We start from the raw sequence: 12,922 nt of genomic DNA on the forward strand, positions 1-12,922 counted from the left end.
ATCGGACAACGCACCCCCCGGAAAACGAATAGGAGTTGACCGGCGATGACTTCGGAATACATCCTCGGCTGCGTCTGCGTTATTCCTCCAACGGGGGCGGCATGAGCGAGCACTTCGATTTCGGGGACCCCGGGCTGCGGGCCGACCGGTTCGCCTACTACCGGCGGTTCCGGGAGACCGACCCGGTCCACCGGACCCCGCACGGCTACTGGATGCTGTTCCGCTACGAGGACGCCGAGGCCCTCCTCAAGTCACCCGCGGCGTCCAGCGACTTCCCAGCCAACCCCAACTGGGCGCGCGCCCGCGGCGGGCCGACGAGCCCGGTGGTGCGGGCGGCGAGCAAGTGGCTGCTGATGCAGGACGGGCCTGCGCACAGACGGCTGCGGCGGGTGGTCGGGAAGCTGTTCACGCCCAAGGTGATCGAGCGGATGCGGACCCGGGTACCGGAGATCGTCGACCGGCTGCTGGCCGGGGTCGACGACGCACGCGAGGTGGACCTGATGTCCACGCTGGCGTTCCCGGTGCCCATCGCGGTGGTCAGCGAGCTGATCGGCGTGCCGGAACCCGACCGCGAGGCGCTGCGGGTGTGGAGCGAGTCGATGGGCCACGTCATCGACCGCACGGTGACCCCGCGCCGCCTCATCGCGATGAACAAGGCCGAGCCCAGGATCCGCGCCTACACCGCGGGCATGCTGGCCGACGTCGACACGGTGACTGGCCCCGAGGACAACCTGGTCTCGCTCATGGCCCGATCCGACGCCGGATTCACCGAGGAGGAGATCGCGGCCAACGTGGGCCTGGTCTACAACGCGGGCCACGAGACGACCGCCAACCTCATCGGCAACGGCATGCTCGCCCTGCTGCGGGACCCCGGCGCGCTGGATGCGCTGCGCGCGGACCCGTCGCTGATGAACACCGCCGTCGAGGAGCTGTCCCGGTTCGATCCCTCGGCGCGGTTCGCCTGCCGGGTCCTCACCGACGACGTCGAGATCGGCGGCAAGGAGATCCCCGCGGGTGAGGCGGTGTTCGTCGCGTTCGACGCCGTCGGCCGCGACCCGGAGCGCTACCCCGACCCCGACCGCCTCGACCTCCGCCGCACCGGGGTGCGCTCGCTGGCGTTCAGCGCCGGGCCGCACCACTGCATCGGCAAGATGCTGGCCCAGGTCGAGGCGGGCGGGGTGTTCGGGACGCTGCTGGCGCGCTACCCCAAGATCGAGCTGGCGGTGGACGAGCCGCGTTACCGTGAGCACTTCAACCTCCGCATGCTGGAAGAGCTGCCGCTGCGCCTGTCCCGGTGAACCGGGCGCTCCTCACCCGACGGCGGCCACGCGCCGGTGGGCGGCGATGCGCCGCTCGATCGCGTCGGCCGCCGCGGCGGGACCGCCCGCCTGCCGGATCTCGTCCCGCATGCGCGTGACGCGCTTGGTGGTGAGCGGGTCGGCCGCGACATCGCCGACCGCGGCCAGCAGCCGCTGCGGAGTGAGCGCCTCCTGGCGCACGACACGACCGAGGCCGAGTTCCGCGACCCGGTGCGCGTTGACCTTGTGCTCCGGCGAGGACGGCACGAGCACGAGCGGCACACCCTGTCCCAGCCCGCCCATGATGCTGCCGAGGCCGCCGTGGGACACGAACACGGCGGCGTGGGAGAGCACCGAAAGGTGCGGGATCCACGAGTGCGCCTCGATGTTGGGTGGCAGGGGCGCGAGGCCGGCCGGGTCGACGGCGTTGTGCACCGCGAGGACGACGTGCCACGGGGTGCCCGCGAAGGTGTCCACGCACATCCGGAAGAACTCCGGCTGCCGGTTCACACTGGTGCCCAGCGAGATCAGCACGACCGGGCCCGCGCCCTCCGGCGGGCGCCACGGCGCCTCGGCGCGCTCGGTGTACTCCAGGCACGGGCCCATGAAGGTGAACCGGTCGTCGAAGGAGCCGCCGGCGGGCTGGAACCGGCGCGGGTGGAAGACCAGGTTCAGGTCGTCCACCTGGCCCATGACCTCCTCGACGGTGCGGTCGGACTGGCCGTGGTCGGCCAGGACACCGTTCAGCCTCGTGAAGAACGCGCGCAGCGCGGGGTGGCCCCAGCTGCCCTTGTCCGTCATCGTGCCGAGCATGGCGTCGAGGAACGAGAAGTGCTTGTTCGACGCCAGGCACGGGAAGCACTCGGCGGCAGGCACGTCCCACTTGCGGGCCAGGATGCGGCCCGCGTGGTAGACGGTCATGTCGAAGGCGATCAGGTCGGGGCGGTCCAGCTCCAGCACCGGTTCGGCGGCGGCCAGGATGTCGACGGTCTCCTGCAGGTAGATGCCGGGCATCCGCGAGGTCGCGTCGGCGTCGACCATCTCGGACAGATCGACGTGCACGAGTTGCGAGTCGTAGCCGAGCACGCGGGCACCGGTCGCGGCGACGGTGTCGACGAGCCGGTCACCGGTGACGTAGGTGACGCGGTGGCCGCGGTCGACCAGCTCCGAGACCACCCCGAGCGTCGGGATGACGTGGCCGTAGCCGGAGTTGTTGAAGTACGCGATGTGGCTCACCGGGCACCTGCCGTCTCCACCAGCTCGCCGGTGAGGGCGGCGACGGTGCTGATCACGCCGTCGCGCAGGGACAGCCGGGGCCGCCAGCCGGTGACCGCGTGGAAACGGGCCGGGTCGATGTCGACGTCGAGCCGGTCGGTGGACAGCGAGTTGGCCGGTGGCGGCACGCAGGTGACCGCGACCGCGGGCTGATCGGTGAGATCGGCGACGACCTGGGCGATCTCGGCGAACACCTTGCCGAGGGGGGCGCCGCGACCGGTGCCGACGGGCCAGTAGGTGCCGGTGAGGGCGTCCAGGTGGTCCAGGGTGTCCATGAAGGCGGCGGTGACGTCGTCGACGTGCACGAGGTCGCGGCGGACGGTGCCGTCGTTCCACAGGGTCAGGTCGTCGCCGTCGAGCGCCTTGCGGGCCATGGTCTCCACGATGTTGGGGCGGGTGCCCGGCTCGTAGCCGAAGACCGGCGGCAGGCGCAGCGTCACCGCGCGCAGCACGCCGTCGCGGGTGGCCAGCTCCAGCGTCCGCTCCGCGGTGAGCTTCTGCGTGCAGTAGGCACTGCGCGGGCCGCTCGGCACGCGGTCGATGTGGTCGTCGCCGTTGAGGCCGGTGCCCGCGAACACCACGAACGGGTTGCCGCGGCCGGCACGGCAGACGGACACGAGGTCGCGGACCAGGCCGACGTTGACGCGTTCGCCCACGGTGGCCTCGTCGGCGGCCCGCCAGGAGTGGGCGGCGAGGTGGATGACGACGTCGGCGTCGGAGACCGCGGCTGCCAGCGCGCCGGGCCGGGTGAGGTCGGCGCTGCGGATCTCGACGTCGGCGACCGGGTCGTAGGGGACGGGTGGCGGCCGTCGTGACACCAGCCGCAGCCGGATCGGCCGCCGCGCGAGCGCGCGGCTGACGGCGGTGCCGATGAAGCCGGAGGCACCCAGCACGGCGACGCGTGTGCGGGTCTCAACCATGTCCGTTCCCGTCTCCCGGTGTCCGGTCCGGCCGGTCGGCGGACCGCTTGAGGTACTCCTCGACGACGTCGGCGCCGTGCGCCCCGCCCCCGGCGCGCCGGATCGCGCCGCTCATGGCCTCGACGCGGGCCCGGACTCCCCCGTCGGCGTGCAGTTCGTCCACCGAGGCACGCAGGCCCGCCGCGGTGACCTCCCGTTGGGAGAACATCTCGCCAAGACCCAGTTCGACCACCCGGTCCCCGTTGACCATCTGCTCGCCCGCGTTCGGCACCACGACGACCGGGGTGCTCCTGGCGAACGCGGCCATCAACGTGCCCAGCCCGCCGTGACAGACCAGGACGTCGGTGTGCTCCAGCACCGCCAGCTGCGGAAGCCAGCCGTGCACCTCGACGTTGGGCGGCAGCTCACCGACCGCATCGAGGTCGAGACCCTTGTGCGCGTGCAGGACGACCTGCCAGTCGCTGTCGCGGAACGCGTCGACACAGGTGCGGAACAACCCCGGGTTGCGGAACACGCTGGTGCCGAGCGACACCATCACCACCCGGCGGCCGTCGGCAGGCGGCCGCCAGTCCCCCGGGTCGGTGCCGAGGGTGAGGTTGGGCCCCACGAACGCGTACCGGTCGTCGAAGGTCTCCCCCGCGAACTGGAACTCCCTCGGGTAGAAGGCGACGTAGAGCCCTTCCTGTACGCGGTAGAACTCGTCCAGCGTGCGGTGGCTCTGCCCGTGCTCGGCCATCAACGACACCAGCCCGCGCAGCGCCCGCGCGACGTGGGGGCGGCGCTTGGGCAGCGCGCCGCGCTTGGCGTCGACCCGCTCCTGGAACGAGAAGTGCTCGTTGGACAGCTGGACGGTGCAGAACGCCGCGGTCGGCACCCCCCACTTGACGCCGAGGATCCGCCCGACGGCGAACCGGGTGGCGTCGAAGACGAGCAGGTCGGGACGGCCCTCCCGCTCCGCGTAGTCCTCCGCGGCCGCGATGAACCGCCGGTCCTCCTCGACACCGAGGACCATGAGCCGGTCCATCTCCTCCACGGTGTCCATGACGGTGAGGTCGACCCCGGCGAGCACGGAGTCGATCGGGATGACGTGCGCACCGGTCGAGGCCAGCGTCGCGGCCGCGACGGGGACGGTCACACAGGTGACCCGGTGTCCCCTGGCCACCAGCTCGGCGATGGTCTCCAGGGTCGGGATCGCGTGCCCGACGCCGACGCAACCCGCGATGACGATGTGGCTCACGACTCCCCCTCGCAGGCTCCGGGGAGCCGCTCGCGGTCGCCCAGCGTTGCCTGATCCACTCCGCAAGCTCCGCTCAGCGTCGTCTGATCCACTCCGCAAGCTCCGTTCATCTGTCCTCCCTCGCGCGGTCACCCGCGACCTTCAGGTAGCCCTCGACCGCGTCGGCGGCGCGCGACCCGCCGCCCGCGTCGCGGATGTCGTCGCGCATCGCCTCGGCCGCCTCGCGCACGAACGGGTCGGTCACGGCCTCCAGGACGGCGCCACGCAGCCGGTGCGCGGTCAGCCGCGCCTCGGGCACGGACCGCCCGAGGCCCAGCTCCTCGACCCGCGCGGCGTTGACCAGCCGCTCCGGCCCGTCGGCGACGACGACCACCGGCACCCCGTTCGCGAGCGCGGTCATGACGCTGCCCAGTCCGCCGTGGCAGACGAACCCGGCGGCGTGTGCCAGCACCTCGGCGAGCGGCAGCCAGCGGTGGGTCGCCACGTTGGCGGGCAGCGGCCCGTCCAGTCCGTCCGGGACGGTCATGAGGACCCGGTACGGCAACTCCCCCAGCGCCTCGGCACAGGTGCGGAAGAAGCCGGGTTTGCGGTGGACGCTGGTGCCGAGCGAGACCACCAGCAGCGGGCGGTCGCCGGGCGGCGGGGTCCACGGGTCGGCGGGTGGGACGCCCAGGTGCGGGCCGACGAACACGTGCCGCTCGTCGAAGGTGTCGCCCGCGTACTGGAAGGACCTGGGGTAGAAACCGAGGTGCAGACCTTCCTGCCGGCCGACGAACTGCTCGATGGTCTGGTCGCCCTGCCCGTGCGCGGCCAGCAGGCGCAGCAGCCGGGTGCCGAACTCACGCAGGGCGGGGTGGTTGCGGGGCAGGCCCGTGCCGGTGACCGCCACGAACCTGTCCACCAACGAGAAGTGCTCGTTGGAGGACAACGTCGCGCAGAGCGCGACGGCGGGCACCCCCCACTCGCGGGCCAGGATGCGGCCCGCGTGGTAGACGGTCGTGTCGTAGGCGACCAGGTCCGGGCGGTCCGGCGAATGCGCGCCGAAGCGGGCGGTGACGGCGCGCAGGATCGCCTCGCTCTCGCGCACCTGCAGCGGGAGCAGCCGGTGCGACTCGCCCGCGGTGTCCACGGCGGCCAGGTCGACCCCGGCCAGGACGGACTCGAACTCCAGGACCTCCGCCCCGGCGGCGGCCGCGAGCCCGGCCGCCGCGCCGGTGGCGGTGTAGGTGACCCGGTTCCCCCGGCGAACCAGTTCGGCGACCGTGTCGATGGTGGGCAGGACGTGGCCAAGCCCCGGGTTGTTGACGACGATGATGTGGCTGCTCACCGGCACTGCCCTCCTCGGATCAGGCGTACCGCTTGCCCTCGTCGTTGCGGTAGGCGCGGTAGGCCCAGGCCGCGAAGACCGCGGTCCACACCACGAACGACACCATCGAGATCACGTTCACCGAGTAGCCGCCGACCGCGGCCCACACCAGCTCGGCCGGGCCGCGGGTGGGCAGGAACTGGGTGAGCGTGGCCAGCAGGCCCTCGGTCGCGTTGGGGTTGGTGAAGTAGCCGCCGACGAAGGCCATCAGGATCGGGACCAGGGAGGTCACCGGGCCGATCGCCATGGGGGTCACGGAGTAGCCGACGGCGGTCATGAAAAGTCCGAAGGGGACGACCGACAGCAGCAGCGCGCCGAAGCCGAGCACCAGGCCCTCGACGGACACGCTCGCCGAGGTGGTGACGCCGGCGAGCGCGATCAGCGGGACACAGGAGAACACCACGAGCACCGTGCTGAACGCCAGCATGCTCACGATCTTGGGCAGCGGGCCGCCCGGCAGGGTCCGCACGTAGGTGCCCCACGGCTGCGTGCGGCCGATGGAGATGTCCATGGCGTACTGGGCTGCGCAGATCGTCAGCACGGCGAACAGGCACATCGACGCGGTGGCCATGCTGGCGGCCACCGGGTCGTCGCCGACGGCGGGGATGACGAACAGGACCATGCCGACGCTGGGCATGAACAGCAGCGCGACGTACATCATCGGGATGCGCATCGCTTGGAGGAGCTGGAACCGGGAGTAGACGATGATCGATTTCATGGCGGCGGACTCCGTTGGGGTGGTCAGACGGCGGGGGTCTTGGCGGTCAGGGCGAGGAAGGCGTCCTCCAGCGAGCCGGCGTGGATCTCCAGACCGCTGAAGGGGATGCCGGAGCGCACGAGGTCGCGCACCAGCTGGTCGGCGTCGTGGGTCACCAGGTGGGTGCGGTCACCCGCGTGCTCGACGCCCTCGACGCCGGGCAGCGGCGGGACCTCCGGGATGGAGACGCTGACGCGTTGCAGGCCGGTGAGCCTGCGCAGGGCCTCGACGCTGTCGTCGGCGACGACCCGGCCGCGGTCGATGATCACGACGCGTTCGGCGAGCTGCTCGACCTCGTCCAGGTAGTGGCTGGTGAGCACGACGGTGCCGCCCCCGGCGTTGAACTCGCGGATGCCCGCCCACAGGGTGTGCCTGCCCTCGACGTCGAGACCGGTGGTCGGCTCGTCGAGGAACACCAGGTCGGGCTTGCCGACGAAGGCCAGCGCGACCGCGAGCCTGCGCATCTGGCCGCCGGAGAGGCCGCCGGTCTGCCTGCGGACGACGTCGGTCAGTGCGAAACGGGCGAGCAGTTCGTCCGTGTCGATCGGGTCCGGGAAGTGCGAGGCGACGAAGTCGACGGCCTCGCCGACGCGGACCGTCTGGGGCAGGCCGGTCTCCTGCGGGGTGACCCCCATGCGCCTGCGGGCGACGACGTCGCGGGGGTTGTGGCCGAACAGCTCGACCCGGCCCTCGGTCGGGCGGCGCAGGCCGACGAACATGTTGACGATCGTGGACTTGCCCGCCCCGTTGGGGCCGAGCAGGCCGAGCACCTGCCCGGCGGGAATCTCGATGCTCACGTCGTCGACGGCGGTCACGTCGCCGTAGCGGCGGGTGACGCCGACGGCGCGGGCCAGAACCTCATTCATGGGGTGTTTCCTTTCCTCGGTGCGGTTTCGGGGCTTGGCCCGGGTCAGAGGGTCTTGCGGATCCAGGAGTCGACGGCCAGCGCGGTGGCCGGGGCGTGGTCGCCCACCATCGAGAAGTGGTTGCCCGCGACGTCCACAACGGACTCGGCGCCGGTCCAGGAGCTCTGCCAGTGCTGCCCCTCCTGGACGGGGCCGAGCGGCTCGCTGGCGCGGACCAGCAGCGTCGGGGCCTCGACGGTCTCCGGCTGCCAGCGCCAGAAGATGCGGGCGTACCAGGCCATCGCGGTGAGGCGCAGGTCGTCCATGGGCACGTACTCGTCCTCACGGGCGAACGCACCCTCGGACAGTTCGTTGTCCCAGCCCGACATCGTCGTGTCACCGGGCAGGTACAGGTCGCCGAGCACGAGCCCGGCCGGGCAGGCGCCATCGGCTTCCAGGCGGCGGGTGAGTGCGTGGGCAACGATCGCGCCCGCCGAGTGTCCGAAGAGGACGAACTTGCGCCCCGCGGCGTGGGTCAGTACGGCCTCGGCCAGCCAGTCGAGGGCGATGTCCATGGTGGCGGGCAGCCGCTCGCCCCGGCCGTAGCCGGGCAACGGGACGGCGGCGACCTCGCGGATGCCCCGCAGCGGGGCGGCGACCCTGGCGAACTCGTGCGGCCCGCCGATGGCGGTCATGCCGCTGCAGCCGATGAGGACCGGCTCGGCCGGGCCTGCCGCGAGACGGGTCGCGCCGGGGACCGCGCCGACGGCACCGGGGGTGTCGGCGGCCGGGCGGAACCCGGCGGCGTCGCCGAGGAACTCCAGGAACTCGGTGACCTTGCGGTCCGCGACGGCGACCTTGTAGAGGGAGTTGAGCAGGCCGACCGGGTCGCGGTCCTCCGGTGAGACGCCGAGCACCGCTGCGGCTCCGGTCGCCCCGCCGCCGCGGGTGGTGCGGAGGTGCTCGACGAGCGCGCCGACGGTGGAGTGGGTGAAGATCAGGTTGGCGGGCAGGCGGACGCCGGTGGCCGCGCGCAGCCGGTCGCGGAACTCCAGGGTGGTCAGGGAGTCGAAGCCGAGTTCGAGGAACCCGTCGGCGAGACCGACCGCGGCGGCGTCGGCGTGACCGAGCACGGCCGCGGCCTCGGACCGCACCAGTTCGGCCAGGTCGGCGGCCGGGCGCGGTGTGGGTGCCGGTTCCGCCGCCGCGCGCGGGATGGCGTCGAAGAGGGGCCGGGGGCGGGCGCCGGTCACGGCGGGGAGGAAGCGGTCCCACTCGATGTCGGCGACGACGCAGTCGGCCGGGGACGCGACGGCCACCGCGAGGGCGGTGAGGGCGCGGTCCGGGTCCATGGCGGGCAGGCCGGTGCGGGCGAGGCGCTCGGCGGCACCGCCGGACAGGCCGGACGGCTCGGCCCACGGGCCCCAGGCGAGCGCGGTGGCGGTCCTGCCGCGGGCGCGGCGGTCGGCGGCGAGGGCGTCGAGGCCCGCGCAGGCGGCGGCGTGGGCGGACTGGCCGGAGCCGCCCCAGACGCCCGCGGCCGAGGAGAACAGGACGAACGCCTCAAGGGGGTGGTCGGCGGTCAGCGCGTCGAGGTGGCGGGCGCCGTCGAGCTTGGGGGCGAGCACACCGGCCAGCCGCTCGTCGGTGAGGTCGTCCAGCCCGGTGCCGTCGGCGATGCCCGCGGCGTGGACGACGGCGGTCAGCGGGCCCGCGGCATCGACGACGGCGGCGAGCGCGGCCCGGTCGGTGACGTCGCAGGCGGCGACCGTGACGGTCACCCCCGCGGTGCGCAGCCGGTCCGCGAGGTCCGCCGCGCCGGGCGCGTCGGGGCCGCTGCGGCTGACCAGGACGAGGTGCCCCGCACCGCTGCGGGCCAGCCAGTCGGCGACGCGGGCGCCGAGCGCGCCGGTGCCGCCGGTGACCAGGACCGTGCCGCGCGGTCGCCAGCGGTCGATGGCGGGCCCGGCCGGGACGAGCCTGCGGACGAACGCGCCGGCCGGTCGCAGCGCGACCTCGTCCTCGCTGCCGCCGAGAACGGCGGCGAGCAGGTCGGCGGTGCGGGCGTCGAGCGGGCCGGGAAGGTCGATCAGGCCGCCCCAGCGGTGCGGGGCCTCCAGGGCGGCGGCGCGGCCGAAGCCCCAGACGGGGGCCTGGCCGGGGGCCCGCAGCGGGTCGGAGTCGCCGATGGAGACCGCACCGCCGGTGACGCACCACAGCGGGGCGCCGACGCCGCACTCGGCGAGGTCGCGCAGCAGCGCCGCCATCTGGCGCACGTCGTCCACAGTGGACACGACGCCGTCGACGGGACGGCCGAGGTCGGCGCGGGAGGTGACGACGTCGGCACCCCGGTCCCGCAGGGCGGCGGCGAGGCCGGGGTTGTCGAGAACGAGCCAGCGGCCCCCTGGGCGGGCGGGGCCGGCCCCGGTGACGGGCTCCCAGCGCACCCGGTACCGCAGTCCGGCGACGTCGTCGTCGGCGGCGCGGTCGGCGCGCCAGCGGGCGAGTGCGGGCAGAACGGTGTCGAGCGCGTCGGTGTCGGGGAGGTCCAGCGCACCCGCGACGGCGGCGGTGTCGCCCGCCTCGACGGCGGCCCAGAAGCCGGTGTCCCTGGTGGGCGGGGCCCAGTCCGGATCGAAACTGAGCCAGTAGGGGGACCGCTGGAACACGTAGGTGGGCAGGGTGGTGCGGGCGGCGCCCCATGGCGCGAAGACGGCGGCCCAGTCGACGGCCACGCCGCGCGCCCACGCCTGGCCGACGGCGCTCAGCAGGGACTCGACCTCGGGGCGGCGCCTGCGCAGCAGCGCAAGCGCCTCGTCGACGTGCGCGGTGAGGGCGGCGTCGGGGCCCAGCTCCAGGAAGGTGGTGACGCCGCCGGCGCGCAGGCGCTCGACCTCGTCACCGAAGCGGACCGTGTCGCGCAGCCGGCGGACCCAGTGGTCGGGGTCGGTGACCTCGCCGGGGATCGGCAGGAGCGGGGGCCGGAAGTCGATGCCACGTGCGATGGTGGCGAACTCGTCGAGCACCGGGTCCATCAGCCGGGAGTGGAAGGCGTGGGAGACCGTCAGCGGCGTGACCCGGCGGCCCTCGGCCCGCCAGACCCGCTCCAGCTCGGCGATCTCGGCGGCGGGGCCGGACACCACGAGCGAGGTCGGGCTGTTGACCGCGGCGATGTCGACGGTGGACGGCACGTCCGCTTCGACCGCCTCGACGGCGAGCATGGCCCCGCCGCCGGGCAGGCCCTGCATGAGCCGGCCCCTGGCGGCGACGAGCGCGCAGGCGTCGTCGAGGGACAGGACACCGGCGCAGTGGGCCGCGGCGATCTCGCCGACGGAGTGCCCGACCACGTGACCGGGCACGATCCCCCAGGACTCCAGCAGCCGGAACAGGGCGACCTCGAGGGCGAACAGGGTCGCCTGGGCACAGTCGGTGCGGCGCAACAGGACGGCGTCGTCGAACGGCAGCGCGACCGACAGGGCGGCGAACGCGCAGGTCACCTCGTCCATGGCGGCGGCGAACACCGGGAACGCCGCGTACAGCTCACGGCCCATCCCGGCGCGCTGGGCACCCTGACCGGAGAACAGGAACGCGGGCCCACCGGGCGCGGCGGCCGGGCCCGGCGCCGCGGCGGCGACCTCCGCCAGGCCGCGCAGCAGGGCGTCCCGGTCGGCCGCGACGACCACGGCCCGGTGCGGCAGCGCGGCGCGGGTGGTGGCCAGGGAGAAGCCGGTGTCGACCAGGTCGGTCGCCTGCTGCGCGGCGACATGCCGCCGCAGCCGGCCGGCCTGGGCGCGCAGGGCGTCCGGGGTACGGCCGGACACCACGAACGGCACGGCGCCGGGCGAGGAGGCCCTCGGCGCCCGCCCTGCGGGGTGGCCAGGTGGCTCCTCGACGATGACGTGGGCGTTGGTGCCGCTGATGCCGAAGGACGACACGCCGCCCCGGCGCGGGGTCTCCCCCGCCGGCCACGGCCTGGCCTCGGTGAGCAGCTCCACCGCACCCGCTGACCAGTCGACCAGCGGGGTCGGGGCGTCGACGTGCAGGGTGGCGGGCACCTGCTCGTGGTTGAGGGCGAGGACGGTCTTGATCACGCCCGCGAGGCCGGACGCGGCCTGCGTGTGGCCGATGTTGGACTTCAGCGACCCCAGCAGCAGCGGCGTCGTCCGGTCCTGGCCGTAGGTGGCGAGCAGGGCCTGTGCCTCGATCGGGTCGCCGAGCCGGGTGCCGGTGCCGTGTGCCTCCACGACGTCCACATCGGACGGGGTGAGGCGGGCGTCGGCCAGTGCGGCCCGCAGGACCCGTTGCTGGGACTGGCGGTTGGGGGCGGTGAGGCCGTTGGAAGCGCCGTCGGAGTTGACCGCGGAGCCGCGCACGACCGCGAGCACGTCGTGCCCGAGCCTGCGGGCGTCGCGCAGCCGCTCGACCAGCAGGACGGCGACGCCCTCGGCCCAGCCGGTGCCGTCGGCGGCGGCGGCGAAGGACTTGCAGCGGCCATCGCCGGCCAGCCCGTTCTGCCTGCCGAACTCCACGAACGCGGCGGGTGTGGTCATCACGGTCACGCCGGCCACCAGCGCCGAGGAGCACTCCCCCGCCCGCAGCGCCGAGACGGCCATGTGCAGGGCGACCAGCGAGGACGAGCACGCGGTGTCGACGGTGACCGCCGGGCCCTCCAGCCCGAAGACGTAGGAGACGCGGCCGGACAGGACGCTGTCCGCGGTGCCGGTGACGGCGTGGCCCGCGACCTCGGGGGTCAGCGGGACGCCCGCGCCGTAGCCGGAGTGCGACGCGCCGACGAACACGCCGGTGCGGCTGCCGCGCAGCGAGTCCGGCGCGATCCCGGCCCGTTCCAGGGTCTCCCATGACGCTTCGAGCAGCAGGCGCTGCTGGGGGTCCATGGCCAGTGCCTCGCGGGGCGAGATGCCGAACAGGGCGGCGTCGAAGCCGGTGGCGTCGTAGACGAAGCCGCCGACCTTGGCGAAGCTCGTCCCGGCCATGTCCCAGCCACGGTCGGCGGGGAACTCGGCGAGCCCGTCCGCCCCTGCGGACACGAGCCCCCACAGGTCCTCCGGCGACCGCACGCCGCCGGGGAGCCGGCAGCTCATGCCGACGATGGCGACCGGTTCCGGGGCGCGGGTCTCGACGTCGGCGAGTCTCCTGCGGGTCTGGTCCAGTTCGGCGACGACCCGCTTCAGGTAGCCGCGTAACTTGTCCTCTGTAGACATCG

Annotated in this window: 8 protein-coding genes; 1 reads left to right on the top strand and 7 read right to left on the bottom strand. The window is 73.8% G+C overall.

Features of this window, described 5'->3' with window-relative positions; translation table 11 throughout:
- The first annotated feature begins 101 nt into the window (after nt 1-101).
- Entirely contained in the window at nt 102-1,298 is a 1,197-nt protein-coding gene (locus ACFPCV_RS05065; protein WP_378054820.1) for a cytochrome P450, read from the top strand.
- A gap of 12 nt (nt 1,299-1,310) precedes the next feature.
- On the opposite strand, the gene ACFPCV_RS05070 is transcribed toward ACFPCV_RS05065, so the two are convergent.
- The 7 genes from ACFPCV_RS05070 to ACFPCV_RS05100 all read right to left on the bottom strand — a co-directional run bounded on the left by ACFPCV_RS05070 (nt 1,311) and on the right by ACFPCV_RS05100 (nt 12,920).
- Nucleotides 1,311-2,534: a macrolide family glycosyltransferase gene (locus ACFPCV_RS05070; protein ID WP_378054821.1), complete on the bottom strand. Its 1,224-nt coding sequence runs from the start codon at nt 2,532-2,534 to the stop codon at nt 1,311-1,313.
- Nucleotides 2,531-3,493, bottom strand: coding sequence for an NAD-dependent epimerase/dehydratase family protein (locus ACFPCV_RS05075; RefSeq protein ID WP_378054822.1), 963 nt, complete (start codon nt 3,491-3,493; stop codon nt 2,531-2,533). Before ACFPCV_RS05075 ends, ACFPCV_RS05070 begins: the two co-directional genes overlap by 4 nt.
- Entirely contained in the window at nt 3,486-4,730 is a 1,245-nt protein-coding gene (locus ACFPCV_RS05080; protein WP_378054823.1) for a macrolide family glycosyltransferase, read from the bottom strand. The genes ACFPCV_RS05075 and ACFPCV_RS05080 overlap by 8 nt, the downstream gene beginning before the upstream one ends.
- Before the next feature lie 106 nt (nt 4,731-4,836).
- Nucleotides 4,837-6,057: a macrolide family glycosyltransferase gene (locus tag ACFPCV_RS05085; protein ID WP_378054824.1), complete on the bottom strand. Its 1,221-nt coding sequence runs from the start codon at nt 6,055-6,057 to the stop codon at nt 4,837-4,839.
- Between the two features lie 19 nt (nt 6,058-6,076).
- Nucleotides 6,077-6,814 carry a hypothetical protein gene (locus tag ACFPCV_RS05090; protein ID WP_378054825.1) on the bottom strand — a complete coding sequence of 246 codons (738 nt, stop codon included), beginning with the start codon at nt 6,812-6,814 and terminating at the stop codon, nt 6,077-6,079.
- 23 nt (nt 6,815-6,837) lie between these two features.
- Nucleotides 6,838-7,719 (bottom strand): ABC transporter ATP-binding protein, encoded by an 882-nt coding sequence (locus ACFPCV_RS05095; protein ID WP_378054826.1) that lies wholly within the window; start codon nt 7,717-7,719, stop codon nt 6,838-6,840.
- Nucleotides 7,720-7,763: 44 nt separating this feature from the next.
- Nucleotides 7,764-12,920, bottom strand: a complete 5,157-nt coding sequence (locus ACFPCV_RS05100; protein WP_378054827.1) for a type I polyketide synthase — start codon at nt 12,918-12,920, stop codon at nt 7,764-7,766.
- Nucleotides 12,921-12,922 lie beyond the last annotated feature (2 nt).

It is taken from the genome of Actinophytocola glycyrrhizae (genome assembly GCF_042653545.1).
Lineage (GTDB): Bacteria > Actinomycetota > Actinomycetes > Mycobacteriales > Pseudonocardiaceae > Actinophytocola > Actinophytocola glycyrrhizae.

What these genes read in the sequence shown, in the direction of transcription:
- ACFPCV_RS05065 (WP_378054820.1), top strand. Translation starts at nt 102, where the DNA reads ATGAGCGAGCACTTCGATTTCGGGGACCCCGGGCTGCGGGCCGACCGG.
- ACFPCV_RS05075 (WP_378054822.1), bottom strand. Translation starts at nt 3,493, where the DNA reads ATGGTTGAGACCCGCACACGCGTCGCCGTGCTGGGTGCCTCCGGCTTC.
- ACFPCV_RS05090 (WP_378054825.1), bottom strand. Translation starts at nt 6,814, where the DNA reads ATGAAATCGATCATCGTCTACTCCCGGTTCCAGCTCCTCCAAGCGATG.
- ACFPCV_RS05095 (WP_378054826.1), bottom strand. Translation starts at nt 7,719, where the DNA reads ATGAATGAGGTTCTGGCCCGCGCCGTCGGCGTCACCCGCCGCTACGGC.
- ACFPCV_RS05100 (WP_378054827.1), bottom strand. Translation starts at nt 12,920, where the DNA reads ATGTCTACAGAGGACAAGTTACGCGGCTACCTGAAGCGGGTCGTCGCC.